The following is a 23937-nucleotide window of genomic DNA, read 5'->3' as shown; positions in this document are numbered from 1 at the left end:
CTCACGAGTGGAGGCGGCGCCGGGTGCCTTGGGCGGGCGCCGAGCCATGGGTCTCGCTGAACAGTTCGGCGAGCTTTTCGGTGATGGCGCCACCGAGTTCTTCGGCGTCCACGATGGTGACGGCGCGGCGATAGTAGCGCGTCACGTCGTGACCGATGCCGATCGCGATCAGCTCGACCGGCGAGCGGGTCTCGATCTCGTCGATGATGTGACGCAGGTGCCGCTCCAGATAGTTGCCCGGATTGACCGACAGCGTGGAATCGTCGACCGGAGCACCATCGGAGATCATCATCAGGATGCGGCGCTGCTCGGGACGCGCCAGCAGGCGCTTGTGCGCCCAGTCGAGCGCCTCGCCGTCGATGTTCTCCTTGAGCAGACCCTCGCGCATCATCAGGCCGAGATTTTTCCGCGCGCGACGCCACGGCGCGTCGGCCGACTTGTAGATGATGTGGCGCAGATCGTTGAGACGGCCGGGATTGGCCGGCTTGCCGGCGGCAAGCCACGCCTCGCGCGACTGCCCGCCCTTCCAGGCGCGGGTGGTGAAGCCCAAGATCTCGACCTTGACGCCGCAACGCTCCAGCGTACGCGCCAGGATGTCGGCGCAGGTCGCGGCGACCGTGATCGGACGGCCGCGCATCGAGCCGGAATTATCCAGCAGCAGCGTCACCACGGTGTCGCGGAAGGTCGCCTCCTTCTCATGCATGAAGGACAGCGGATGATAGGGATCGGTGACGACGCGCGACAGCCGCGCCGGGTCGAGGATGCCCTCTTCGAGATCGAACTCCCAGGCGCGATTCTGCTGCGCCATCAGGCGGCGCTGCAGCCGGTTGGCAAGCCGCGCCACGATGCCCTGCAGGTGCGCGAGCTGCTTGTCGAGATAGGAGCGCAGCCGCTCCAGCTCGTCATGATCGCAGAGATCCTCGGCCGCAATCACCTCGTCGAATTTCGGCGCAAACGCATGATATTCCGGACCGCGCGGCTCGTTCTGGCCGCGCGAATTCGGCCGCGTCGCCTCGCCCGGCGTCTCGTCGTCGCCGAGCTCGCCGTCGTCGAACGTATCGCTGGTGGAGGCCTGCGCGCTCTCCATCGCGCTTTCGCTCATCTCTTCTGCCGTGGTCTGCGCCTGGTCGGCGCTCATCTCCTGCGCGGCGTCGGAATCGGGCGACCCCTCGGAGCCGGACTGATCGCTCTCGCCGTCCTGGTTCTCGTCCTGATCGTCGTCATCGTCGGAATCCATGTTGCGGTCGTCGCCGAGGTCGAGCGCCGACAGCAGATCATGGACGAGGTCGCCGAACTTGGCCTGGTCCTCGGCGAAACGGCTGAGCTTGTCCAGCCGCGAGCCGATCTTGTCCTCCAGCGTCGGACGCCAGAGATCGACCATCTTCTTGGCGGCCGCAGGCGGCGCCATGCCGGTCAGGCGCTCGCGCACCAGCATCGCCAGCGCATCCGACAGCGGCGCATCGGCACGGTCGGTGATCTCGTCATACTTGCCGCGGTGGAAATGATCGTCGAGCATCGCGGTCAGGTTCTTGGCAACACCTGACATCCGTCGCGAGCCGATCGCCTCGACGCGCGCCTGCTCGACCGCCTCGAACACGCCGCGCGCCTGCGGATTGCCCGGCATCAGCTTGCGATGCACCTTGGGATCGTGACAGGCGATCTTCAGCGCGATCGAATCGGCATGGCCGCGCACGATTGCCGCATCGCGCTTGGTCATCTTGCGCGCCGGCTCCGGCAGCCGCGCCTTGCCGGGCGCAAGGCCGGGACGTTCGGCGGCGAAGCTGACCTCGAGCTCCGGCTTCTTGGCGATCGCCTTCAGGCACGCCGATACCGAGCGCTTGAACGGCTCGGTCGGCGCTTCCTTCGACCCGGGACGGAATTTGATGTTGGAGGTTGTCATAGTGATTTCGTAAGCCAGTGGCGCGTGACGCCGCCGGGATACCCCTCAATCGAACCGAACTCTTTATATCCGTTGGCGCGGTAGAAACCCGGCGCCTGGAAGCTCATCGTATCCACATAGGCGTGCGTCGCTCCGAAGCGCCGCGCCTCGTCCTCGATCGCCTTGATCAGCTTCGCGCCAAAGCCCTTGTTGCGAAACTTCTGCTCCATCCAGAACAACTGGATGAACAACACCGCGGTCCAGACCTCGCCGACGATGCCGCCGACGATCTTGTCGCCTTGCCGCAGCGAGATGGCGAAGCGCTTGTACTTCTGCTTCCCCATCTTCTCGTTGTTGTAGCGGAGCAATCCGCCGAGCACCGCCTTCTTCGTCTGTGTAACTGTGCGCTCGACGGAGATTTTCGGCATGGGCTAGCTGAGCGCCACGTTGACCGAGGATTCCGGCAGCTCGACGTTGAAGCAGCGCTGGTAGAATTCGGCGACCAGCGGCCGCTCCAGCTCGTCACACTTGTTGAGGAAGGTGACGCGGAACGCGAAGCCGATATCGCTGAAGATGTCGGCGTTCTCCGCCCAGGTGATCACCGTGCGCGGGCTCATCACCGTCGACAGGTCGCCATTGGCGAACGCGTTACGGGTGAGGTCCGCAAGCCGCACCATCTTGTTGACGATGTCGCGGCCTTCCTGGGTGCGGTAGTGGCGCGCCTTGGCCAGCACGATCTCGACTTCCTCGTCATGGGCGAGGTAGTTCAGCGTGGTGACGATCGACCAGCGGTCCATCTGGCCCTGGTTGATCTGCTGGGTGCCGTGATAGAGGCCCGAGGTGTCGCCGAGGCCGACCGTGTTGGCGGTCGAGAACATGCGGAACGCCGGATGCGGCTTGATCACCTTGTTCTGGTCGAGCAGCGTCAGGCGGCCGGAGACTTCCAGCACGCGCTGAATCACGAACATCACGTCCGGGCGGCCGGCGTCGTATTCGTCGAACACCAGCGCGATGTTGTGCTGCAGGGCCCAGGGCAGGATGCCGTCGCGGAATTCGGTGACCTGCTTGCCGTCCTTGACCACGATGGCGTCCTTGCCGACGAGATCGATCCGGCTGATGTGGCTGTCGAGGTTGACGCGCACGCAGGGCCAGTTGAGGCGGGCCGCAACCTGCTCGATGTGGGTCGACTTGCCGGTGCCGTGATAGCCGGTGACCATCACGCGGCGGTTCTTGGCGAAGCCGGCGAGGATCGCAAGCGTGGTGGCGCGGTCGAAGCGATAATCGCTGTCGACTTCCGGCACGTGCGGATCGACTGCGGAATAGGCGGGAACTTCCAGATCGCTATCGATCCCGAAGACCTGCCGCACCGACACCTTCATGTCGGGCATTCCGACGGGTTCTTGCTCTTTGGTCTGGACGGCGGTCGTCATTCATCCTCCGAGGTCCCGGGCATTCCCGAAACCAGATTAGGTCATTTGGCTGCGGATGGGGTGCTTCGCACAAGCCTAGCAGAGAGCAACGGCTGGCAGAAGCCCGCGGGCAAATCAAAGTTTCACTGTTCTATCATAAAGATAGGAGTGAAACTCGGTTTTTGGAAGGCTGCCCTGCAAATCCCGCCGTACTTTCGCCGCAGCGCCAATGCGGCCTGCCCGGCCGGGCACTTTTCAGCCCGGCGGGGAGTTGATAGCTCTCAGATCGATATCACCGCCACATGGGAATTTTGTGACTTCATTCCTTGACCCCTTGATTGCGTTCGTTTCGGCCCATGCCTGGCTCGCCTATCTGACCCTGTTTCTGGCCGCCTTGCTGGAGGCGGTGCCGGTGGTCGGCTCCCTGGTGCCGGGCTCGACCATCATCCTGGCGCTGAGCGCGCTGGTGCCGGGCGGCGAATTGAAGCTCTGGCCGGTGCTCGCCGCGGCGGCTGCCGGCGCGATGCTCGGCGACGGCACGGCCTATATGATCGGCCACCGCAGCCAGCGCGAGATCCTCTCGGCGTGGCCGCTCTCGAACTACCCGCGCGTGGTCGCGCAGAGCGAGGCCTTCTTCAACCGCTGGGGCGTGCTCGCGGTGTTCTTTGCCCGCTTCGTGCCGCCGATCCGCGCCTTCGTGCCGATCACGGCCGGTGCGCTCGACATGCCGCCGGCGCGCTTCTACGCGGTCAACATCCCCGCGATCCTGCTCTGGGCGCCGGCGCATGTGCTGCCCGGCGTGCTCGCCGTCACCGCGCTGCATGACTATGCCGGGCTGCCGCATCACGGGCATGTCGGCAAGCATCTCTGGATGTTTGCGGTGGCTGGCGGCGCCGTCATCCTGGCGCTCGCGATCTGGACCATCCGCCGGCGGCATGGCGGCAGCCTGATCGAACCGGCCAGGCCGGCCAAGTAGCTGTCAGAGACTGTTGGTCGCGCCGGCCCGCCCGGGTGCCGGGCCGACATAGCGCGCGCGAGGCCTGATCAGCTTGCCGAGCTGTAGCTGCTCGCTGGCATGCGCGATCCAGCCGACGCTGCGGGCCATCGCAAACAGCGCGAGCTCGCTGCCCGCCGGCATCCGCAGCGCATGCACCAGCACCGCCAGCGCGTAATCGATGTTGACGAATTCGCCGGTCGCCTCCGCGATCCGCTCCGGCACCTCCCGGGTGAATTTGCGCGGTGCGCCGGCCCGCGTCAGCGCCTCGAGCAGCGAGATCGCGCGCGGGTCGCCCTTCTTGTAGACGCCGTGCCCGAAGCCGGCGAACCGCTCGCCCAGCGCGACGCGTTCGCGCACCACTGGCGCAACGTCGTTATCGATCATTGTCCTGACCAGGCGCGAGGCGAGCACGCCGGCGCCCCCATGCATCGGCCCCTTCAGCGCGACGAGCCCCGCAATCACCGCGTCGTACAGATTGAGCCCGGTCGATGCCGCGCAGCGCGCGGTGAAGGTCGAGGCGTTCAGTTCATGCTCGGCGAGCAGCACCAGCGCGCGGCGGATCAGATCGGGCGCGTGCTTGTTGTCCGATGTCCAGACCCGCGCCACCTGCTCGTGCAACAGGTCAGCCGATGGCGCCGCGTTCAGCATGGTTGCGACCAGCAGCCGCAGAATGCGGGCGCCGACCATCGCGCGGCCATCGGGCGCACGGGTGAAGGCGCCGGGATCGGCGCTAGCCGCCAGCGCCAGCACGGCGACCGTGCGGTCGATCGGCTGGGCACGGCGCGCGGCCTCCGCGATCGCGCGCATTTCATCCGAAACATGCGGACAATTGTCTGAGGTGAACGGATCGACGCCGGTGACGTCCCAGAGCAGCGTCGCGGTGTGCTCCAGGGTGTCGCGCTCGGCGAGATCGACGCAGTTCACGCCGCGATAGATCGGACCCTGCTCGGTGATGGTTGCGATCGCCGAATCCATCACCGGCAGGTCGGCGTCGAAATTGCGCAACCCGCGCGGCTCCGGCGACGGCACGCGGCGCTCCTTCAAGCCCCTTATGTCCTCGGCACGGTAGCGGTGGCTGCGCGAGTCCGGCGATGGCTCGGAGCGGATCAGGCCGCGGCTGACATAGGCGTAGAGCGTCGCCGGCGAGATCGCGAGCTCGGCGGCGGCTTCCCGGGCGGACAGGTAGAGCTCGGCGGATTTTTTCATATTGATTTATATAATCAAGATTGATCAACTCGTCGAGAGACCCGACCTTTGTGGCGTGAAGCAAGGAGATCGGGCCATGAATGTGCATCTCACCAAGAGTCAGATCGGTCTGGACGGCGTTCCCGCCGCCGAGACCGTATTGAGCCATGTCGACGGCGAGCGCGGCGAATTGATCATCGCCGGCGAGCACGTCGCCAACCTCGCGGGCAAGTCGAGCTTCGAGGGCGTCACGGCGCGGCTGTGGAACGGCGCCACCGGCAAGTCGCTGAGCGAAGCCAATGTCCGCGCCAGCCTCGGCGCCGCCCGCGAGCGCGCCTTTGCACGGCTAGAGGACCTGCTGCCGGCGACGCGCGGCATGTCGATCGTCGACGGCTTCCGCGCCGCGATCGCAGGATTGCGCGGCGAGAACGGGCTCGAGCACGAGGCGACCATTGTCGGCGCCTTCCCGGTGATCGCCGGCGCCCTGGTCCAGCGCGCCAGGGGCAGCGATCCGATCGCGCCCGAGGCGAATGCCAGCCACGCCGCCGACACGCTGCGGATGCTGCTGGGCCGTAAGGCCGCGCCGTGCGAGGTCGCCGCGCTCGACGCCTACTTCGTCACCGTCTGCGATCACGGCATGAACGCGTCGACCTTCACCACAAGGGTGATCGCATCCACCCAGGCCGACCTGTTCGCGGCCATCACCGGCGGCTATTGCGCGCTCACCGGTCCGCTGCATGGCGGCGCGCCGGAGCCGGTGCTGGAGATGCTGGATGCGATCGGCACCCGCGAGCGCATCAAGCCCTGGGTCGACGACGCGCTGGCGCGCGGCGAGCGGCTGATGGGGTTTGGCCATCGCGTCTATCGGGTGCGCGACCCTCGGGCCGACGTGCTGAAGGTCGCGATCGAACGCCTGGAGGCCGACGGCGCCGACCTGCCGTTTGCCGGCGAGGTCGAGGCCTATATCCGCAGCGCATTGCGCAAGAAGAATCCGGAGCGGCCGCTCGAGACCAATGTCGAGTTCTTCACCGCGATCCTGCTCGACGGGCTGAAAATCCCGCGGCAGGCGTTCACGCCGATCTTCGCCGTGGCCCGCGCCGCGGGCTGGACCGCGCATGCGCTGGAGCAGCGGCGCACCGGACGGCTGATCCGGCCGAGTTCGTCCTATGTCGGGGCAGTGCCGAAGGGCTGAGGCGCCGGCAACTCTATCTCCTTCCCCCTGAAAGGGGGAAGGTCGGGATGGGGGTCAGCCGCATACGACACTGTTTGTGGAGGGAGCAAATCCCCACCCGCTTTGCTCTGGCGAGCAAAGCGACCTCCCCTTTTCAAGGGGAGGTAAGAGACAACGCATCCTCGTCGCTGGACGACCGGCTTACGCCTCGCGCACCACGGTCTTCAGGTAATTATACGCCTTGATGATCTCGATCAGGCGATCCTCGGTGGAGCGGTCGCCGCCATTGGCGTCGGGATGGTGCTGCTTGACCAGCGCCTTGTACTTCGCCTTGACGTCTTCCAGCGTCGCGCCGGCGCCGAGCCCCATCACCAGAAGCGCCTTGCGCTCGGCATTCATGACCTTGCGGGTCTCGGGCTTCGGCTCCGCGCCGCCCGGTCCGGGGCGCCAGCGGCCGCGGCCGTTGAGCTCGGAGAACACGTGGAACGGATCGGAAGCGGCGTCGAGGCCGTCGTCGCCCTTCTTGCCGCTGTTGGCGCCCATCTTCCAGGTCGGACGATGGCCGGTCAGCGCGTCCTTCTGGTAGCGCGCGACGTCGTCGGGATTCATGCCCTGGAAGAAATTGTAGGACTGGTTGTACTCGCGGACGTGATCGAGACAGAAGTGCCAATACTCGCGCGAATTCTCACGGCCCTTCGGGGCGCGGTGCGCGCCCTTGTTCTGGCAACCCGACCACTCGCAGGCCACAGCCTGCTCGCCGGCCTGCGCCGTGCGCTTCGCACTCACCTTGGTCGGCTTAATGCGAATGGAGTCGAAGAACTTTGATGAATCGATCGGCATGTTCTCTTTGACTACGCAATGCACAATTCTTCAAGTCTTGACATTGCGCAGACCTCGTTTCCCGCTTGCACCATTGACGAAAAGCCGTCGCGGACCTAACTCCGCCGCCATGAGCACCAAAGACACTATCATAAACAAGTTGCGTGAAGCTTTCTTGCCGGAAAGCCTCGACGTGGTCGATGAGTCACATCTGCATGAGGGCCACGCCGGCCACAGGCCAGGCGGCGAGACGCATTTCAGGGTATATATTGTGTCTCCGGCCTTCGAAGGGAAGAGCCGGATCGAACGCCATCGCATGATAAATGCGACGCTGGCGGAGGAACTCGCCGGCTCCGTGCACGCGCTGGCGATCCATGCACACGCCCTCGGGGAAAAGCCGCGCTAGTTCGCGCGTGCCTCAAGACGCCGCCACAGTTTTCCTCTATTGAGGACGGATACTTCGGCGACGGACCTGCACCATATGCGGGCAGGTTAGCGTATTGCATCGCCACCGATCTATGTGGGGCCGTTGATGATCCCTTGCTGGCCACGCCTCCGGGCGATCGCAACCGCCGCCGGCCTGCTCCTGATCTGCACAATGCGCCCGGCCGCGGCGCTGGATATGCCGAGCCCGTTCGTCCAGGAGGTGCTGATCAAGAGCATCCTGGTGTCGCTCAACGACGCGGTGGCGGCGAACAATTTCACCGTGTTCCACGCCAAGATCTCAAAACCGTTCCGCGACCAGTTTCCGCCCGACAAGCTGAAGACGATCTTCAAGGACCTGGTCGACAAGCACGCGGTGTTCGACGCCGTGGTCGCCAGGCCGATCGTGCTCGATGAGGACGCCAAGATCGACGACAAGGGCGTGCTGCGGCTGAAGGGCCATTTCGACACCACGCCGAAGCAGGTGAAGTATCAGCTCGGCTTCATCGCCTCCGACGGCGCGTGGAAGCTGTCGGGGATTTCGATCGATATCGAGTAGCCGGCGCGCCTATCAGACCCGTCATCCTGAGGAGCGCGTAGCGCGTCTCGAAGGATGCACGGCCACCAGCCGGGCCGTCGCCCCTTCGAGACGCCGCTTCGCGGCTCCTCAGGGTGACGGTGATGGATCGGTATCAGCCACCGAGGCTAAAACGCCGTCCCCGCCCGCTTCGGCTTCTTCTCGTCGTGCTCGGCCTCGCGCGGGACCGCGACGATGCGCAGTGCGGTGATGCGGTTGCGCTCGCGGCGCAGCACGCGGAAGCGGAAGCCGTGGAAGGTGAAGCTCTGGCCGCGATCGGGAATCGAGCGCGCCTCATGGATCACGAGGCCGGCGACTGTGGTCGCCTCCTCGTCCGGCAGGCGCCAGTCCATGGCGCGGTTGAGATCGCGGATCGGCACCGAGCCGTCGACCACGACCGAGCCGTCCGGCTGCGCCCGCACACCGGCGACGACGACGTCGTGCTCGTCGGAGATGTCGCCGACGATCTCCTCCAGGATGTCCTCCAGCGTGACCATGCCCTCGACCTCGCCATACTCGTCGACCACGAGGGCGAAGTGGGTCTTGCGGCGGCGGAACGCCTTCAACTGCTCGGAGACCGGGCGCATCTCCGGCACGAACCACGGCGGCAGCGCGATCGCGGAGGCGTCGATCGCCGACATGTCGCCCTCATTGGCGCGGATTGCGCGCAGCAGATCCTTGGCGTGCAGCACGCCGACGATGTTCTCCGGCTTCTCGCGCCACAGCGGGATGCGGGTGTATTCGCTGGCCAGCACCTCGCGCACCAGCTCCTCCGGCGGCAGGTCGGCGTTGACCATGGTCATCTCGGTGCGGTGGACCATCACGTCGGAGACCTGCAGCTCGCTCAGGTCCAAAAGGCCGCCGAGCATGTCGCGGTCCTGCTTCTCGACCTTGCCCTCGTGATGCAGCAGATCGACCGCGCCACGCAGGCGTTCGGTCGGCGACAGCACCGCCTGATGCGTCCCGATCTTGATGCCGAGCAGCTTCATCAGCGCCAGCACGATGGTCTCGATGATGGTGAGCAGCGGCCCCAGCACGAAGATCGTCAGCCGCATCGGCCGCGCCACCAGCAGCGAGATGCGGTCGGGCGCGTTGATCGCGATGGTCTTGGGCAGCACCTCGGCGAACACCACGACCATCACGGTCATGACCGCGGTGGCGTAGAGCACGCCGACATCGCCGAACCAGGCGGTGAACACGCCGGTCGCCAGCGCCGAGGCGCCGATATTGGCGATGTTGTTGCCGAGCAGCAGCGCGCCGATCATGCGCTCGCGCATGTTGATCAGCTTCGAGACGACGCCGGCATCGCTGTTGCCCTGTTTCGACAGCCGCAGCATGCTGGCGCGCGAGGCGCCGGTCAGCGCCGTCTCGCTCGCCGCGAAGAACGCGGAGATGAAGAGACAGACCAGCACGATCGAGAAGGTTAACCAGCCCACTGGCTTGATCCGTGGTTTAGGCCTTCAGCTTGGCTTGCAGGAAATCACGCACCAGCTGTGGCTCGACATTGTTGGCGATCACGGCGCGGCCGACGGCCTCCAGCAGGATGAAGGTGAGCTTGCCGCGCTTGACCTTCTTGTCCTGCGCCATCAGCGCCAGCAGCGCGTCGGCGTCGGCAAGACCTTCCTGCGTGAAGCCCGCGATATCCTGCAGCCGCGTTGGCAATCCTACCGCGGATAGATGACGCGCGATGCGGGTAGCATCGTCGGACGAAATCATGCCGAGCTGCGCCGAGAATTCAGCTGATAGCACCATGCCGACCGAGACGCCCTCGCCATGGAACAGGCGGTCGGAGAAGCCGGTCGCAGCTTCCAGCGCGTGGCCGAAGGTGTGGCCGAGATTGAGCAGCGCGCGCTCGCCGGTCTCGCGCTCGTCGCGGGAGACGATCGCGGCCTTGGCACGGCAGGAGGTTGCGATCGCGTGCTCGCGCCCGGCGCCGCCTGCGAAGATGTCGGCGTGGTTCTTCTCGAGCCAGGCGAAGAGGGCCTCATCGCCGAGAATGCCGTATTTCGCGACCTCGGCGTAGCCGGCGCGAAACTGGCGCGGCGACAGCGTGTCGAGCACTGACGTATCGGCGATGACAAGCACCGGCTGGTGGAACGCGCCGATCAGGTTCTTGCCCTGCGGCGAGTTGATGCCAGTCTTGCCGCCGACGGAGGAATCGACCTGCGCCAGCAGCGAGGTCGGCACCTGCACGAAATCGACGCCACGGCGCAGGATCGCGGCCGCGAAGCCGGCGAGATCGCCGACCACGCCGCCGCCGAGCGCGATCACCAGATCGTTGCGCTCGATCTTGGCCGCGACCAGTGCTTCGCTGACCTGCGTCAAGGTGGCATAGCTCTTCGAGCCCTCGCCCTCCTCGACGACGATCCGCGAGGTCGGCACGCCTGCAGCTTTGAGCGACGCCTCGGCCGGCTCCAGCCAATGTTTCGCGACGGTGCGGTCGGTGACGATGGCGGTCCGCACGCCGGGCCGCAGCGCCGCGACGCGCTCGCCCAGCGACTGCAGCACGTCGCGGCCGATGACGATGTCATAGGCGCGGTCGCCGAGCGCGACGTCGACGGTAACGGAGGCGGAATGTTTCAAGGGCGCAGTCATGAGGTCGCGTTCAATCCATCAGATGGTGGCTCGTCGGCCGGGCGCACGCCGCACAGATGCGCATGCAGGGCCTCGAGACATTCGTCGACGATACGGTCGTGCGGCACGTCGCGCGAGGCGATCGTCAGGTCGGCGTTCTGGTAAACCGGCTCGCGCTCGCTGAGCAACCGGTTGACGGTCGCCTCCGGGTCGGCGGTGTGCAGCAGCGGACGATCGGCGCGGCGGCGGACCCGGCGCATGATGATATCACTGTCGGCCTTGAGCCAGATCGAGATCGCGCGGTCGCGGATCCGATTGCGGGTCTCCTCGCGCATGAAGGCGCCGCCGCCGGTCGCCAGCACGATCGGGCCGCTGTCGAGGATGCGGGCGATCACCCGCGCCTCGCCGTCGCGAAAATAAGGCTCGCCATGGGTCTCGAAGATCTCCGGGATCGTCATGCCGGCCGCCGCCTCGATCTCGGTGTCGGCATCGGTGAACGGCAGCTTGAGCCGCGCCGCCACCCGCCGGCCGATGGTCGATTTGCCGGCCCCCATCATGCCGACCAGCACGATCGACCGCGTCCCCAGCGCGGCCGCGATGTCGGCCTCCAGGGTCGGGTGGGTGGGCGCCGGTACGGCTGCGTCGGACATCAAAAAGCTCGGATATTGGGACGAATTGTTCAGAATTCGAGCCACCTATACTACCCCCGACGACACCGTTACCAGCGACTCTTGTGCAACGGCGCGGGGAACATGTTGGATGATTTCATTGGTTAATTCGCCGCCTGAGTCGCCTCCATGCCCAGCCTGTTCCGCTTCCTGACGGTCGTCGCCGTGATTTTCGGGATCGGGTACGGCATCGTTTTCGCGCTGGCGAATTTCGTGACCCCTAAGCCGCGGGAAATGAGCCTGACCATCCCGCCGGATAAGTTCCTCAAGAAATAGGCGCTATGAGTCTTGGCATGCCCGCTTCCGCCAAGATCACCAAGACCCCCGCACAGGCTCCGGCCAAGACTGCTCAGCCGAAGTCCTCCGACGCCAAGCTGACTGCGTTGTTCCTCGACATGCTCGCCGCGGAACAGGGCGCAGGCCGCAACACGCTCGACGCCTATCGGCGCGACCTCACCGACTTCTCCGACTACCTCGCCCAAGCAGGCACCGATTTCACCGGCGCCGACACCGAGAGCCTGCGCGGCTACCTTGCCGACCTCGATACCAGGGGCTTCAAGTCGTCGAGCGTGGCGCGGCGGCTGTCGGCGATGCGGCATCTCTATCGTTTCCTGCTCAACGAGCGGGTCCGCAGCGACGATCCGGCCGCGATCCTGTCCGGGCCGAAGCGCGGCCGCGGCCTGCCCAAGGTGCTGTCGATTGCCGACGTCGACCGCATGCTGACCCGCGCCAAGGAGCTGACCGTGAGCGACGTCTCGCCGGCGCAGCGGCTGCGCGCGCTGCGCCTGTACTGCCTGCTCGAGGTGCTCTACGCCACCGGCCTGCGCGTCTCCGAACTGGTGTCGCTGCCGGTCTCCGCGGCGCGGCGCGATGCGCGGATGATCGTGGTGCGCGGCAAGGGCAACAAGGAGCGGCTGGTGCCGCTGAACAACGCCTCGCGCCAAGCGATGGCGGACTACCTCGCGGCGCTGGAGGTGATGAAGCCGAAGGCGAAGAAGGCCGCGCCGTCGAAATGGCTGTTTCCATCCTCCGGCGAGAGTGGCCATCTGACCCGACAGCACTTTGCCCGTGACCTGAAGGAGCTCGCCGCCGCCTCCGGACTTGCGCCGCGGCTGGTCTCCCCGCACGTGCTGCGCCACGCCTTCGCCAGCCATTTGCTGCATAATGGCGCGGACCTCCGCATCGTGCAGACCCTGCTCGGTCACACCGACATCTCGACCACCCAGATCTACACCCATGTGGTCGAGGAGCGGCTGAAGAGCCTGGTCCGCGACCTGCATCCGCTGGCCGAGAAGTAAATCCGGCGGGCGTTGAACGGTTCGGGACATCGATACCTTCACCTCATCCGTCTTGACTTCGGCGGCATCTCCGCAGAAACAGCGTCACCTGCCTGCGATCCCGAAGCGTGCATTCTGCCCGGATGCGCGTTAACCGATTGAAGTTACAAAACTTCTCTTCTCTACGCCGAAACCGCTTCGCCCCTCGCACCCTTCCTCCCTATATTGAGTTGATGCCCGACCCGATGCGCAGCTATCTCGACTTCGAAAAACCCGTCGCCGAGCTTGAATCCAAGATCGACGAGTTGCGTGCGCTTGCCGCAAGCGGCAGCGACATCGGCGACGAGGTCGCACGGATCGAGGACAAGGCGGCGCAGGCGCTCACCGAGCTCTATGCCAATCTGACGCCGTGGCAGAAGACGCTGGTGGCGCGGCATCCGCAGCGGCCGCACTTCACCGATTTCATTGGCGGCCTGATCACCGAATTCACGCCGATGGCCGGCGACCGCAAATTCGCCGACGACGAGGCCCTGATCGGCGGCTTCGGCCGCTTCCGCGGCGAGAGCATCTGCGTGGTCGGCCAGGAGAAGGGCGCCACCACCGACAGCCGCATCAAGCACAATTTCGGCATGGCGCGCCCCGAAGGCTACCGCAAGGCGGTGCGCCTGATGGAGATGGCCGACCGCTTCGGCATCCCGGTGCTGTCGATCGTCGATTCCGCCGGCGCCTATCCCGGCATCGGCGCCGAGGAGCGCGGCCAGGCCGAGGCGATCGCACGCTCGACCGACGCCTGCCTGTCGCTCGGCGTGCCCAATGTCGCGATCGTCACCGGCGAAGGCATGTCGGGCGGCGCCATCGCCATCACCACGGCGAACCGCGTGTTGATGATGGAGCACGCGATCTACAGCGTGATCTCGCCGGAGGCGGCGTCCTCGATCCTGTGGCGCGACGGCACCAAGGCGCAGGAAGCCGCCAACAGCATGAAGATCACCGCGCAGGACATGCTGCGCTTCGGCGTGATCGACCAGATCCTGAAGGAGCCCTCGGGCGGCGCTCATCGCGACCCCGCCGCGATGATCACCACCACGGGCGACGCCATCGCCCAGGCGCTCAACGACCTACGAAATCTTGATCCGGACGCGATTCGCAAACAGCGCCGCCAGAAGTTCCTCGATATCGGCCGCAAGCTCGGCTGAGGCGCCCAAACCGCCGTATTTTTTGCCGAAATCGCCTGATTTTGCCGTAATTGGGCCCTGAGCAGGGTCTTTAACGTTCCTTGAACCATGCCTGCTACCGTGAGGGCCGTCAGCCCCTGTTCAGGTTGCGAGCTGGGGGTGTCGAAGGCTAATATTTTAGACAATGGCTTCAGGGCATATTCGCCGTGTTGGGGTCGCGAATAACGCCCGGTGGGTGTGGAGCTTCGGACTTGACTCATCGCACGCTCGTACGCGCGCTTCTGACCTCGGCGGTGCTCGCCGCGGGCATCTTGCTCGCCGGTTGTGACAGCGACCAGATCTCGCTCGCGCAGAACGCCAAGGCCAATCAGCCGGTCACGCCAAAACTCCTCGCCGCCATGGTCGAGAAGGACATGGATCTGCAGTCGCCGATGCTGGTCCGCCTGTTCAAGCAGGAGGCCGAGCTCGAGATCTGGAAGCAGGACCGCTCCGGCCGCATGGCGCTGTTGAAGACCTATCCGATCTGCCGCTGGTCGGGCGACCTCGGTCCGAAGGTCCGCGAAGGCGACCGCCAGGCGCCCGAGGGGTTCTATTCGATCAACCCGAGCCAGATGAACCCGCAGTCGGCCTATTACCTGTCGTTCAACACCGGCTATCCCAACGCGTTCGACAAGGCGCTCGGCCGCACCGGCTCGCAACTGATGGTGCATGGCGACTGCTCGTCGCGCGGCTGCTACGCGATGACCGACGAGCAGATCGCGGAAATCTATTCGCTCGGCCGCGAGTCGTTCTTCGGCGGCCAGAAGGCGTTCCAGCTGCAGGCCTATCCGTTCCGGATGACGCCGGTGAACATGGCCAAGCACCGCAACAATCCGAACATGCCGTTCTGGAAGATGATCAAGGAAGGCTATGATCATTTCGAGGTGACGAAGCAGGAGCCGAAGGTCGACTTCTGCGAGAAGAAGTACGTGTTCGACGCCGTCAAGGCACCGAACGCTGTGCGCGATCCGGTGTTCGATGCCTCCGCGAAGTGCCCGGCCTATGTGATCCCCGACGAGATCGCGAGCGCCGTGCGCGAGAAGGAGCAGCAGGACGCCGCCGAGACCTCCAAGCTCGTCTCCAAGGGCACGCCGGTGGCGCGCCTCAACACCGGCATCGACGGCGGCATGAACGCGATCTTCGCCTCGAAGATTCCGGAAGGAAACACCGGTCTCTCCGAAGGCGGCGACAGCCAGGCGCTGCAGTCGATGTCGCTGGCGCGCGCGCCGGGCACGATCCCCGGCACGGTCAATCCGCCGCGGCCCAATCTGGCGGTCCAGCAGGAACAGCCGGTGGTGGCGACGACGTCGTCGACCACGCCGTCGCCCACCACCCGTGTTGCTTCGGCCAACGCGTCCGACAAATCCGAAGGCTTCTTCTCCAGCTTTGCCCGCAAGGTCGGGATCGGTGGCGCCGCTGACGCGACCCCGGCGGCCGCCGCGCCCAAACCGCCGGCTGCAGCCGCTGCCGCGCCGGCCAAGCCGAAGGTCGCCGAGGCCAAGCCGCAATCGGTGGTTCGCGTCGCACCGAAGGCGGAGCCGGAGCAGGCCGCCAAGCCCGCGCCAAAACCGTCGGTCACCGACACCGCCGCAGCCGCACCGGCCCCCGCGGCCACCGGCACCCAGCTCGCCGGCTCCGCGCCGGTGGTGCAGTCGAACTCGTTCGACACCCGATTCTCGGCGGTGAAGTAGGCGCGGCGCCCCCCGTCGTCCTGGCGAAAGCCAGGACCGATAACCACCGCATTCGGTGATGAACGGGATCGCGGCCGCAGCGTCGCGCAACAATGGCCATTTGGGGTAATGGGTCCTGGCTTGCGCCGGGACGACATCGAATTTGTTGCCGCATCGAGGGACGTACATCCGCATTCTCGCGACATGATTTGCCCGAGTCTTACATTTCGTTTCGCCGCTCTGAAAGCAGAGGGCGCAGGGAAAGCCGGGTGCCGATCGCACCCATGGGCCCCGTGCAAAGGTAGAAAGCACGGGGGTAGGACCACAGGTGTAACCGGAAACATCCCGGCTTTCCCTGCGCGATGGGTTACGGCTTACTTCGTGCTCTCCCCGGCGAGACTGGGCTTGCTTGTCACCGCCCTCGCATCACGCCTTCGCGTGTTGCGACGAGACACCTGCCGCTAGGGCGTCAGGACCACACGACTTCACCGTCCGCTTCACGCACATTCGTCGACTGCACGCTCGGCGTCCACCGCATCTCACCACAACACCCGTGACGATGCGCAGCGCCCCTCGATCGGGTGAGACGGACGATTCATACACTGAGTTGCACTTCTGATAAAGCGAAATATTTTTGTCGCGGGGGCTTGCGCCGTCGGGCAACTCAGTGGCACGCGCGCGTGAGGGAGCCCACGCCACGCGCTCACCTCACTGTCATTCCGGGGCAGCCCGCAGGGCTGAGCCCGGAATCCATTCATCCACCAACATTGCGGCCCAATGGATTCCGGGCTCTCGCTTCGCGAGCCCCGGAATGACAGCGGAACAGCGGCGGCCTCGCATCATCGTCACCCATCGCCACCACATTCCTCTTGCCAATCACGCGCAGACGATCGTGAGATGCGACACGAGGCACAGCCGGGAGGTTGCGATGGATGATCGAACCGTGCGGGCGGCGCTGCAGCGCCATTGGGAGGCGTCGGACGCGAGCGATTTCGCGCGCGAGCATGAGATCTACCACGCGGATGCTGTGCTTGATTATCCGCAATCGGGCGAGCGAATCCGCGGCCGGCGCAACATTCAACAGAGCCGCACGGTGCAGCCGAACAGGAAGCGCTTCACGATCCAGCGCATGATCGGTGGCGGCGACCTCTGGGTCACCGAATTCGTGCTGACCTATGACGGCATCCCGTCCTACACGGTGAGCATCATGGAATTCCGCGACGGCCAGGTGGTGCACGAAACGCAGTATTTCGCCGACCGGTTCGAGCCGTCGCCGTCGCGCGCACACCTTGTCGAGCACGTCGGCGGAACGCCGACGCGTTGACCGCGTAAGAAGACTTGCGACTGCGCTGGCCGGTGACGGCTACATGCCGTGGCTTTCAAAGACCTTCTTGCAGCTGGAGCTCAGGCTGGCCCGCTTCATCTGCAGACAGTTCTGCACGGCGCCGTCGTTGCCGAGGTCTTTTCGGCAGAAGCGCTGTGCATCGCGCGAGCACGCATTCTGTTCCGCCTTGGTGCCGGAATGCTGCGCCAGCGCGGCGCCGCTGCTCATCATGGCAACAGCACTAAGAGCTACGATCGAAAGATAACGCATGGATGAACTCCTCCCGCTGCCCAACGGCAGCCGGAGCCGTTCGTTCCTGTGGAACCACGGATTCTACGGCGCCAGATACCGCAGCAGTTCCGGATCGTTGCGCACCTCGCCCGCGCCGCCCTGCAGCGCGACGCGGCCGCGGTCCAGCACATAGGCATAGTCGGCGACGCGCAGCGCGAGGTCGAGATGCTGCTCGACGATCACGACCGAAATGCTCTTGGCGAGCTCGATCAGCCGCTCGGTGATCTCCTCGATGACGCCGATCCAGACGCCTTCGGTCGGCTCGTCCAGCAGCAGCAGTCTTGGATTGCCGAGCATGGCGCGGCCGATCGCCAGCATCTTGCGTTCGCCGCCGGACAGCGTGCCGGCCGGCTGGTCGAGGCGCTGGCCGAGCTTCGGGAAGATCGCCAGCACGCGATCGACCGCGCTGGCATCCGAATTGGACAGCGAGCCGACCGCGAGATTGTCGCGCACCGAAAGGCGGGCGAACACCGAATGCTCCTGCGGTACATAGCCGATGCCGGAGCGCACCCGCTCCTCGGTGCGGCGCCGGGTGATGTCGCGGCCGTCGAAGAACAATTCGCCTTGCGAGCTTGCGAGCTCGCCGACGATGGTCTTCATCAGCGTGGTCTTGCCGGCGCCGTTGCGGCCGAGCACCGCGACGCCGCCGCGCCAGGGAATGCCGATGTTGACATCGAACAGAACCTGGCTGCGGCCATAACCGGCATCGAGATGCCTGATATCGAGGAAGGACTGGTCAGGCACGGCGAAGATAAATCTCCTGGACACTCTTGTTGGCCTGGATTTCCGCGACGGTGCCCGACGCCAGCACCTTGCCCTGGTCGAGCACGGTGAGGCGGTCGCAGATGTCGCGGATGAAATCGAGGTCGTGTTCGACAATGACGAGCGAGCAATGCTGCTTGATCGGCTGCAGCAGCTCGCCGGTGACGCGGCGCTCCTCGAGGCTCATGCCGCCGGTCGGCTCGTCCAGCAGCAGCAGCCGCGGCTTGCCGGCGAGCGCCATCGCGATCTCGAGCCATTGCTGCTGGCCGTGCGACAGCGCCGCGGCGGCATCATGCGCGCGGTCGGCGAGGCGGAACTGGGTCAGCATCGTCATCACCTGATCGTGCAGGCTCTTGCGGGTGCGCGACAGCACCAGATCGAACAGCGAGGACTGTGCCTGCAGCGCCAGCAGGATGTTGTCGTACAGCGTCAGCGTCGGCAGCACCGAGGTGATCTGGAATTTCAGGCTCATGCCTGCGCGGGCGCGCTCGGTCGGTGTGAACGCGGTGATGTCGGCGTTGATGAAGGACACCTTGCCCGTGGTCGGCACCTCGGCGCCGGCGACGCATTTCATCAGCGTGCTCTTGCCCGAGCCGTTGGGGCCGATCAGGCCGTGAAACTCGTTCTCGCCGACGGTCAAGCCTGCGCCGTCCAGCGCGGTGAGCTTGCCGTACACCTTGCTGATGCCTGACGCCTCAAGGAGCGGCATTGCCGGTCTCCTTTGGCGACTTGTTTGGTCCCTTGTTTGGCCCCTTGCCGAAACTGCCGACCCGCTCGCGCTCGCCGAGCACGAAGGAGATCAGCCCGAGCGGGCGGAACATGATGACCAGCAGCAGCAGCACGCCGAGGATGATCGGCCAGACGTCGCGGTAATTGTCCGACAGCCAGAAGCTGACGCCCTCGATGATCACAGTGCCGATCACGGCGCCGATCAGCGTGCCGGAGCCACCGAACAAGACGTAAAGCACGACCTGGGTCGAGAACACGACGCCCAGCATGTTGGGCCAGACGAAGCCTTCGTGGAAGGCATAGAGGCTGCCGGCGAGACCGGCGATGGTGCCGCCGACCGCGAAGATGATCGCCTTCAGGTGCTGCGCCTTGTAGCCGAAGAAGGCGATGCGCTGCTCGTTCTCGCGCAGGCCGGCGAGCGCGAGACCGAATTGCGAACGGACCAGGAAGCGGCTGAGCAGGTAGACGACGACCAGGATGCCGAGCACCATGTAGTAGTAGACCGGCCCTTCCTCGAGCTCGTAGCTGCCGAGCGTGAGCGGCGGGATCGACGGGATGCCGTTCTGGCCGCCGAGATAGTACCAGCCGCGCGCCAGCCGGTCCGCGGCATAGGAGCCGGTCAGGGTGCCGAGCGAGACGAAGATCACGCTCGAGGGATAACGCCCGAGCAGGAGGAAGCCGCCGAGCAGCAGCGACGCGGTGAGCCCGATCAGCGCGCCCGCAGGCAGGATCAGCAGGATCGACGTGACGTTGAGGTCGCGCGCCATCAGCGCCACGCCGTAGCCCGCGGCACCAAAGAACAGCGCCTGGCCGAAGCTCATGATGCCGGCATAGCCCCACACCAGGTCGAACGACAGCGCGAACAGCGCGAGGATCGCCACGCGGGTGGCGAACACCGTGAGATAATCCTGAAGCACCCACGGCAGGACCAGTGCGATCAAAAGCACCAGCCCTTCCACGATCGGCAGGACTTTCCATCCTGCCGATGCCTGTCCCGCCGGCGCGCTTGCGGCCGGTGTACCCTCACCCGTCACGACATCTGGCTCCTCGCCGAGGCGTGCGACGGCCTGCTTTGCTCCACTCATCGATCGCTCAGCATTCCTTGGGATCAACGAGACCGTTGCTGCGTGCCACGATCTCATAGTTCCCGCCTTTGGCAACGGCCGTGTACATTTTCATCTTGCAGTGACGCTTGCCGGGAACCATCTCGGCGGGGCCGCCGGGCCCTTCGGCGATCTTGGCGTGGTCGAGGGCGGCCGCGACCGAATCGCGGTCGACCTTGCCGGCTTCCTTGACCGCCGCTTCCCACAGCTTGAGGCCGCGATAGGTTCCGGTTGCGGCGCTGCCAGCGGCGAACAGGATGTTGCCGGGAAACTCCTTATCATAGGCCGCCTGGAGCTTGGCATCGAACGGACTCTCCTTGGTCAGCACCTTGAAATAGTCGAGGCAGCTGGCAAGGCCCTCGATCTCGTTGGCCTGGTTGATGTTGAGCGTGTTCTCGTCATAGTAGACGCAGGCGAGCCGCCCGCCGTTCTTCAGGAAGCCGGCTTCATAGAGCTGCTTGAAGAACGGGCCGACGCCCGGCGGGATCACGGTGTTGAAGACGACGTCGACCTTGTTGGAGACGATGCGGTTGACGGTCGACGAGAAGTCGACCTGGTCGAGCGGGTAGTATTCCTCGAACACGACCTCGCCGCCGTTCTGTTCGATCACCTTGCGGGCGTAGACGTTGAGCGTGTGCGGCCAGACGTAGTTGGCGCTCGGCAGCGCGAACTTCTTGCCGCCGTTCTTGATCAGCCAGGGAATGAATTCGTCGCATTGCTGCGCCGGGTCGGCCCGGTGCAGAACAGATAGGGCGTGCACTCCTTGCCCTCGTAGAGCTGCGGGTAGATGTAGAGCGTCTTGCCGCGCGCCACGATCGGGTCCTTGATCGCGTTGCGCATCGACGAGGTGATGCCGCCCAGCACCATGTCGACCTTGTCGCGCTGGATCAGCTTGCGGACATTGCCGACCGCGACCGATTCGTTCGAGGCGGTGTCCTCGATATAGAGTTCGAGCGGCCGGCCGAGCAGGCCGCCGCCGGCGTTGATCTCCTTGATCACCATCTTGGCGACGTTGGCGTCGGCGTTGCCGGCATAGGCGATCGGGCCGGTCAAATCGGTCGCGATGCCGACCTTGATCGGGCCGTCGGCGGCGTTGGCCCAGTCGGGCCTGACCACCCAGCTGCCGACCCCGGTCGCGAGCGCGCCGGTCGCGAAGGCAAAGTTGCTCATGAAGCGGCGGCGCGTAAGGTTCATGCGTTCAATCGACATCTGATTAGACCCCTTTCCCAGCAATGAGGCCTTGCGGCCGGAATTTGATGAAGGCAATGGCGAGCACGAAGACGAGGACGTCGGCGACAACAGGCGACATCACCCATGGCAGCGCCGCGCTGAGCGTGCCGATCAGACCGGCACCGGCGACCGGCCCGATGAAGGAGCCGACCCCGCCGACCATCACGGCGACGAAGCCCTGGATCAGGAATCGTATGCCAAGATCGGCAAAGAGGCTGAACACCGGTACGATCAGCGCGCCGGCAAGTCCGGCCAGCGCCGCGCCGAACGCGAAGGTCGCGCCGTAGATCAGGGGCGTCGAGATGCCCGAGGCGCGCGCCAGCGCCGGGTTCTCCAGCGTGGCGCGGACCCGCAGCCCAAAGCTGGTGCGCGCCAGCAAGAGATAGCAGCCGCCCATCACCAAAAGCGTGATCACGATGATGGTGAAGCGCCAGGCCGAGATGTGGATCGAGCCGAGGTCGATCGAACCGCCGATCGGCTCCGGCACCGTGAGATAGAAGCCGCCGATCAGGCCGCGCACGCTTTCGCGGATGATCAGGCCGAGCGCATAGGTGCCGAGCATCGCCACGATCGGCGCGGCGTAGAACCGCCGGATGATCAGCGCCTCGAGCACGAAGCCGAGCGCGCCAACCACAAAGGGCGCGGCGATCATGCCGGCCCAGACCGGCGCCCCGTGGGCGTAGGCCAGATAGGTCACATAGGCTCCGAGCAGGACGAACTCGCCCTGCGCGAAGTTGAAGATGCCCATCATGCTGGCGATGATGCCGAGCCCGAGCACGACCAGGACGATGATCGCGCCGAAGCTGATGATCTCGAACGCCGCGGCGAAGCTAGTGGCCATGGCGTCCGATCCGTACCCTGTGCGTCTGCGACAAGCGGCGCCTCACATCTTCTTCCAGTCGCCGGCCTGCTCGAAGGCATGCGCGGCGCGGTAGATGGTCTGCTCCTCGAACATCCGGCCGACCAGCATCAGGCCGACCGGCAGCCCGTCGACCATGCCGCAGGGCAGCGACATCGCCGGGTGATGGGTGATGTCGAACGGCGCGGTGTTGGAGATCATCTCGAGCGCGCGGGCGACATATTCCTCGCGGCTTGCATTGGCCTCGGGCAACTTCGTCGCCTTCATCGGCGTGGTCGGCATCAGCAGCAGATCGTAATCCTTGAACGCCTTGTCGTAGGCCGCGGCCAGCCGGCGGGAGATGTTGAGCGCCTTGCCGTAGAAGCGCGGACCGAAATTGTTGTTGATGTAGGTGCCGAGCATCATGAACAGCTTGGTGGTCTCGGACAGGGAATCCGCCTGACGGCGCCAGCCGCGATGGAAGTCCATCAGCGAGGTCGAATAGAGGTCGGAGCGGCTGAGGCCGTAGCCGTCGCCGAACATCATGGTCTGGGTCAGGCCTTCGGTGCCGATCGGGGTCCAGATCGCACCGCCGGCCATGTGCATCGGGATCGAGACGTTTTCGACCGACGCGCCGAGATCCTTGAAGCGCTTGGCCGCCTCGCGGACGCTTTCGTTGACCGCGGCCTCGGCGGTCGGCTGCTCAAAGCCTTCCTTGAGGATGCCGATCTTCATGCCTTTGACGCCGGCCCCGAGCGCCTTGGTGTATTGCTCGACCTTCGGCGCCTTGATGCGCGGGTCATAGCCGTCGTCGCCGGCGATCACTTCGAGCAGCAGCGCATTGTCTTCCACCGTCGCGGTCATCGGGCCGGTGTGGTCGACGTAGATCTCGATCGGCATGATGCCGGTATAGGGCACGAGGCCCCAGGTCGGCTTCATGCCGTAGGTGCCGCAGAACGAGGACGGCATGCGGATCGAGCCGCCCTGGTCGCCGCCGATCGCCATGTCGACCTCGCCGAGCGCGACCACGACACCGGAACCCGACGACGAGCCGCCGGCCGAATAGCCCATCTTGTGCGGATTGTGCACCGGCCCGTAGGACCCGGTGTGGCTGCCGCCGGACAGGCAGAAATGTTCGCAGTGCACCTTGCCGGCGATCTCGGCGCCGGCGTCGAGCATACGCGTGACGATGGTGGCGTCGAAATCGGGCATATAGCCTTCCAGCGTCGACGAACCGTTGGTCATCGGCACGCCGGCCAGCATGATATTGTCCTTCAGCGCCACCGTCTTGCCCTTGAGCTTGCCGGAACTCGCGCCCTTCACGGTCGCCTTGCGGTACCAGGCGTTGCGCGGGTTTTCCTCTGGGCTCGGGCGATAGCCCGGCGTGCGCGGATATTTCACCACCGGCAGCTCGTCCGGCATCGCGGCCACGACGTTGTAGGCATCGATCGAGCCCTGCATCAGGCCGCGGAACGAGGCCACGTCCTCATCGGTCAGGGACAGGCCACACTGCTCGGCGACGGCACGAAGTTGCGTTGGCGTGGGAAGGACGACGGTCACGGCGCTCTCCTGAAGCTTTTGAACTTGGAATTGATCCCCTCGGCGCAGGGCAGCAGCGGCGCGTTGGCACGCGCGAACCGCTCACCCCGTCGCTGTATTCAAAACGGAAATATTTTCCTTTTCAAGTATTATTTCGCAAAACCCCTCTCCCGCTTGCGGGGGAGGGCCGGGGTGGGGGTGCCGCCACAAGTCGTATCGTGGAGAGAGCCCCCACCCGGATTGCATCTTCGATGCAAT

23 protein-coding genes and 1 pseudogene are annotated in these 23937 nt (G+C 65.4%); 9 read left to right on the top strand and 15 right to left on the bottom strand.

Translation table 11 applies throughout. The features are described 5' to 3' along the window. Nucleotide 1: 1 nt before the first annotated feature. The 3 genes from cobT to cobS are packed head-to-tail and all read right to left on the bottom strand — an operon-like array spanning nucleotide 2 to nucleotide 3309. Complete coding sequence (gene cobT, locus HAP48_RS17795; protein ID WP_166212012.1) at nucleotides 2-1900, bottom strand: cobaltochelatase subunit CobT; 1899 nt, start codon at nucleotides 1898-1900, stop codon at nucleotides 2-4. Next, nucleotides 1897-2307 (bottom strand): GNAT family N-acetyltransferase, encoded by a 411-nt coding sequence (locus HAP48_RS17790; RefSeq protein ID WP_166212015.1) that lies wholly within the window; start codon nucleotides 2305-2307, stop codon nucleotides 1897-1899. Before HAP48_RS17790 ends, cobT begins: the two co-directional genes overlap by 4 nt. A 3-nt stretch (nucleotides 2308-2310) precedes the next feature. Beyond that, nucleotides 2311-3309 carry a cobaltochelatase subunit CobS gene (cobS, locus tag HAP48_RS17785; RefSeq protein WP_420869877.1) on the bottom strand — a complete coding sequence of 333 codons (999 nt, stop codon included), beginning with the start codon at nucleotides 3307-3309 and terminating at the stop codon, nucleotides 2311-2313. 292 nt (nucleotides 3310-3601) lie between these two features. On the opposite strand from cobS, the gene HAP48_RS17780 reads away from it, so the two are divergent. Then, on the top strand, nucleotides 3602-4264 hold the full coding sequence (locus HAP48_RS17780) for a DedA family protein (protein WP_166212018.1): 663 nt from the start codon (nucleotides 3602-3604) through the stop codon (nucleotides 4262-4264). Between the two features lie 3 nt (nucleotides 4265-4267). Here the strand turns inward: HAP48_RS17780 and HAP48_RS17775 are convergent, their stop codons facing one another. Continuing rightward, the gene (locus HAP48_RS17775; protein ID WP_166212021.1) at nucleotides 4268-5491 is read right to left on the bottom strand and encodes a citrate/2-methylcitrate synthase; all 1224 of its coding nucleotides are present in this window, start codon (nucleotides 5489-5491) and stop codon (nucleotides 4268-4270) included. 76 nt (nucleotides 5492-5567) lie between these two features. On the opposite strand from HAP48_RS17775, the gene HAP48_RS17770 reads away from it, so the two are divergent. Next, nucleotides 5568-6662: a citrate synthase/methylcitrate synthase gene (locus HAP48_RS17770; protein ID WP_166212024.1), complete on the top strand. Its 1095-nt coding sequence runs from the start codon at nucleotides 5568-5570 to the stop codon at nucleotides 6660-6662. Nucleotides 6663-6842: 180 nt separating this feature from the next. Here the strand turns inward: HAP48_RS17770 and HAP48_RS17765 are convergent, their stop codons facing one another. After that, nucleotides 6843-7481 (bottom strand): J domain-containing protein, encoded by a 639-nt coding sequence (locus tag HAP48_RS17765; RefSeq protein WP_166212027.1) that lies wholly within the window; start codon nucleotides 7479-7481, stop codon nucleotides 6843-6845. Between the two features lie 109 nt (nucleotides 7482-7590). Between HAP48_RS17765 and HAP48_RS17760 the strand changes: the two genes are divergently transcribed. Both HAP48_RS17760 and HAP48_RS17755 read left to right on the top strand, forming a co-directional pair. Continuing rightward, nucleotides 7591-7866, top strand: a complete 276-nt coding sequence (locus HAP48_RS17760; RefSeq protein ID WP_166212030.1) for a BolA family protein — start codon at nucleotides 7591-7593, stop codon at nucleotides 7864-7866. Nucleotides 7867-7992: 126 nt separating this feature from the next. Beyond that, complete coding sequence (locus tag HAP48_RS17755; RefSeq protein WP_166212033.1) at nucleotides 7993-8442, top strand: hypothetical protein; 450 nt, start codon at nucleotides 7993-7995, stop codon at nucleotides 8440-8442. 146 nt (nucleotides 8443-8588) lie between these two features. Here the strand turns inward: HAP48_RS17755 and HAP48_RS17750 are convergent, their stop codons facing one another. The 3 genes from HAP48_RS17750 to HAP48_RS17740 are packed head-to-tail and all read right to left on the bottom strand — an operon-like array spanning nucleotide 8589 to nucleotide 11684. Further along, complete coding sequence (locus HAP48_RS17750) at nucleotides 8589-9896, bottom strand: HlyC/CorC family transporter (RefSeq protein ID WP_166212036.1); 1308 nt, start codon at nucleotides 9894-9896, stop codon at nucleotides 8589-8591. A 16-nt stretch (nucleotides 9897-9912) separates the two neighbouring features. Further along, entirely contained in the window at nucleotides 9913-11055 is a 1143-nt protein-coding gene (aroB, locus tag HAP48_RS17745) for a 3-dehydroquinate synthase (RefSeq protein ID WP_166212039.1), read from the bottom strand. Next, nucleotides 11052-11684, bottom strand: coding sequence for a shikimate kinase (locus tag HAP48_RS17740; RefSeq protein WP_166212043.1), 633 nt, complete (start codon nucleotides 11682-11684; stop codon nucleotides 11052-11054). Before HAP48_RS17740 ends, aroB begins: the two co-directional genes overlap by 4 nt. A gap of 147 nt (nucleotides 11685-11831) precedes the next feature. On the opposite strand from HAP48_RS17740, the gene HAP48_RS17735 reads away from it, so the two are divergent. From HAP48_RS17735 to HAP48_RS17715, 5 genes are all read left to right on the top strand, one after another. Then, the gene (locus tag HAP48_RS17735) at nucleotides 11832-11978 is read left to right on the top strand and encodes a hypothetical protein (protein ID WP_035976483.1); all 147 of its coding nucleotides are present in this window, start codon (nucleotides 11832-11834) and stop codon (nucleotides 11976-11978) included. Nucleotides 11979-11995: 17 nt separating this feature from the next. Beyond that, entirely contained in the window at nucleotides 11996-13000 is a 1005-nt protein-coding gene (gene xerD / locus HAP48_RS17730) for a site-specific tyrosine recombinase XerD (RefSeq protein ID WP_166212047.1), read from the top strand. Nucleotides 13001-13212: 212 nt separating this feature from the next. Continuing rightward, nucleotides 13213-14175, top strand: coding sequence for an acetyl-CoA carboxylase carboxyltransferase subunit alpha (locus HAP48_RS17725; protein WP_166212051.1), 963 nt, complete (start codon nucleotides 13213-13215; stop codon nucleotides 14173-14175). A 230-nt stretch (nucleotides 14176-14405) separates the two neighbouring features. Continuing rightward, nucleotides 14406-15884: a L,D-transpeptidase family protein gene (locus HAP48_RS17720; RefSeq protein ID WP_166212054.1), complete on the top strand. Its 1479-nt coding sequence runs from the start codon at nucleotides 14406-14408 to the stop codon at nucleotides 15882-15884. A gap of 907 nt (nucleotides 15885-16791) precedes the next feature. After that, nucleotides 16792-17187, top strand: a complete 396-nt coding sequence (locus HAP48_RS17715; protein ID WP_166212057.1) for a nuclear transport factor 2 family protein — start codon at nucleotides 16792-16794, stop codon at nucleotides 17185-17187. 39 nt (nucleotides 17188-17226) lie between these two features. Here HAP48_RS17715 and HAP48_RS17710 read toward each other — a convergent pair whose 3' ends face one another. The 7 genes and pseudogenes from HAP48_RS17710 to HAP48_RS17680 form a co-directional block, all read right to left on the bottom strand. After that, nucleotides 17227-17457, bottom strand: a complete 231-nt coding sequence (locus tag HAP48_RS17710) for a hypothetical protein (RefSeq protein ID WP_166212060.1) — start codon at nucleotides 17455-17457, stop codon at nucleotides 17227-17229. A gap of 63 nt (nucleotides 17458-17520) precedes the next feature. Next, a complete protein-coding gene (locus HAP48_RS17705) occupies nucleotides 17521-18222 on the bottom strand; it encodes a branched-chain amino acid ABC transporter ATP-binding protein (protein WP_166212063.1) in 702 nt (233 codons plus the stop codon). Then, nucleotides 18215-18949 (bottom strand): ABC transporter ATP-binding protein, encoded by a 735-nt coding sequence (locus HAP48_RS17700; protein WP_166212066.1) that lies wholly within the window; start codon nucleotides 18947-18949, stop codon nucleotides 18215-18217. The genes HAP48_RS17705 and HAP48_RS17700 overlap by 8 nt, the downstream gene beginning before the upstream one ends. Then, nucleotides 18936-20054 (bottom strand): branched-chain amino acid ABC transporter permease, encoded by a 1119-nt coding sequence (locus HAP48_RS17695; RefSeq protein WP_224496500.1) that lies wholly within the window; start codon nucleotides 20052-20054, stop codon nucleotides 18936-18938. Before HAP48_RS17695 ends, HAP48_RS17700 begins: the two co-directional genes overlap by 14 nt. A gap of 7 nt (nucleotides 20055-20061) precedes the next feature. Continuing rightward, nucleotides 20062-21281 (bottom strand): annotated as a pseudogene (locus tag HAP48_RS17690) (substrate-binding protein). 4 nt (nucleotides 21282-21285) lie between these two features. After that, nucleotides 21286-22143, bottom strand: a complete 858-nt coding sequence (locus HAP48_RS17685) for a branched-chain amino acid ABC transporter permease (RefSeq protein ID WP_029079578.1) — start codon at nucleotides 22141-22143, stop codon at nucleotides 21286-21288. Nucleotides 22144-22185: 42 nt separating this feature from the next. Next, nucleotides 22186-23700: an amidase gene (locus tag HAP48_RS17680; protein ID WP_166212073.1), complete on the bottom strand. Its 1515-nt coding sequence runs from the start codon at nucleotides 23698-23700 to the stop codon at nucleotides 22186-22188. Nucleotides 23701-23937: the final 237 nt, after the last annotated feature.

Source organism: Bradyrhizobium septentrionale, assembly GCF_011516645.4.
Lineage (GTDB): Bacteria > Pseudomonadota > Alphaproteobacteria > Rhizobiales > Xanthobacteraceae > Bradyrhizobium > Bradyrhizobium septentrionale.
Note: the sequence above shows the minus strand (reverse complement) of the source record. Positions and strands in the feature narration are given on the sequence as shown.

Coding starts and splice junctions, on each gene's coding strand:
- cobT (WP_166212012.1), bottom strand. CDS start 1,900: ATGACAACCTCCAACATCAAATTCCGTCCCGGGTCGAAGGAAGCGCCG.
- HAP48_RS17790 (WP_166212015.1), bottom strand. CDS start 2,307: ATGCCGAAAATCTCCGTCGAGCGCACAGTTACACAGACGAAGAAGGCG.
- cobS (WP_420869877.1), bottom strand. CDS start 3,309: ATGACGACCGCCGTCCAGACCAAAGAGCAAGAACCCGTCGGAATGCCC.
- HAP48_RS17775 (WP_166212021.1), bottom strand. CDS start 5,491: ATGAAAAAATCCGCCGAGCTCTACCTGTCCGCCCGGGAAGCCGCCGCC.
- HAP48_RS17770 (WP_166212024.1), top strand. CDS start 5,568: ATGAATGTGCATCTCACCAAGAGTCAGATCGGTCTGGACGGCGTTCCC.
- HAP48_RS17765 (WP_166212027.1), bottom strand. CDS start 7,481: ATGCCGATCGATTCATCAAAGTTCTTCGACTCCATTCGCATTAAGCCG.
- HAP48_RS17760 (WP_166212030.1), top strand. CDS start 7,591: ATGAGCACCAAAGACACTATCATAAACAAGTTGCGTGAAGCTTTCTTG.
- HAP48_RS17755 (WP_166212033.1), top strand. CDS start 7,993: ATGATCCCTTGCTGGCCACGCCTCCGGGCGATCGCAACCGCCGCCGGC.
- aroB (WP_166212039.1), bottom strand. CDS start 11,055: ATGACTGCGCCCTTGAAACATTCCGCCTCCGTTACCGTCGACGTCGCG.
- HAP48_RS17740 (WP_166212043.1), bottom strand. CDS start 11,684: ATGTCCGACGCAGCCGTACCGGCGCCCACCCACCCGACCCTGGAGGCC.
- HAP48_RS17735 (WP_035976483.1), top strand. CDS start 11,832: ATGCCCAGCCTGTTCCGCTTCCTGACGGTCGTCGCCGTGATTTTCGGG.
- xerD (WP_166212047.1), top strand. CDS start 11,996: ATGCCCGCTTCCGCCAAGATCACCAAGACCCCCGCACAGGCTCCGGCC.
- HAP48_RS17725 (WP_166212051.1), top strand. CDS start 13,213: ATGCCCGACCCGATGCGCAGCTATCTCGACTTCGAAAAACCCGTCGCC.
- HAP48_RS17715 (WP_166212057.1), top strand. CDS start 16,792: ATGGATGATCGAACCGTGCGGGCGGCGCTGCAGCGCCATTGGGAGGCG.
- HAP48_RS17710 (WP_166212060.1), bottom strand. CDS start 17,457: ATGCGTTATCTTTCGATCGTAGCTCTTAGTGCTGTTGCCATGATGAGC.
- HAP48_RS17700 (WP_166212066.1), bottom strand. CDS start 18,949: ATGCCGCTCCTTGAGGCGTCAGGCATCAGCAAGGTGTACGGCAAGCTC.
- HAP48_RS17695 (WP_224496500.1), bottom strand. CDS start 20,054: ATGAGTGGAGCAAAGCAGGCCGTCGCACGCCTCGGCGAGGAGCCAGAT.
- HAP48_RS17685 (WP_029079578.1), bottom strand. CDS start 22,143: ATGGCCACTAGCTTCGCCGCGGCGTTCGAGATCATCAGCTTCGGCGCG.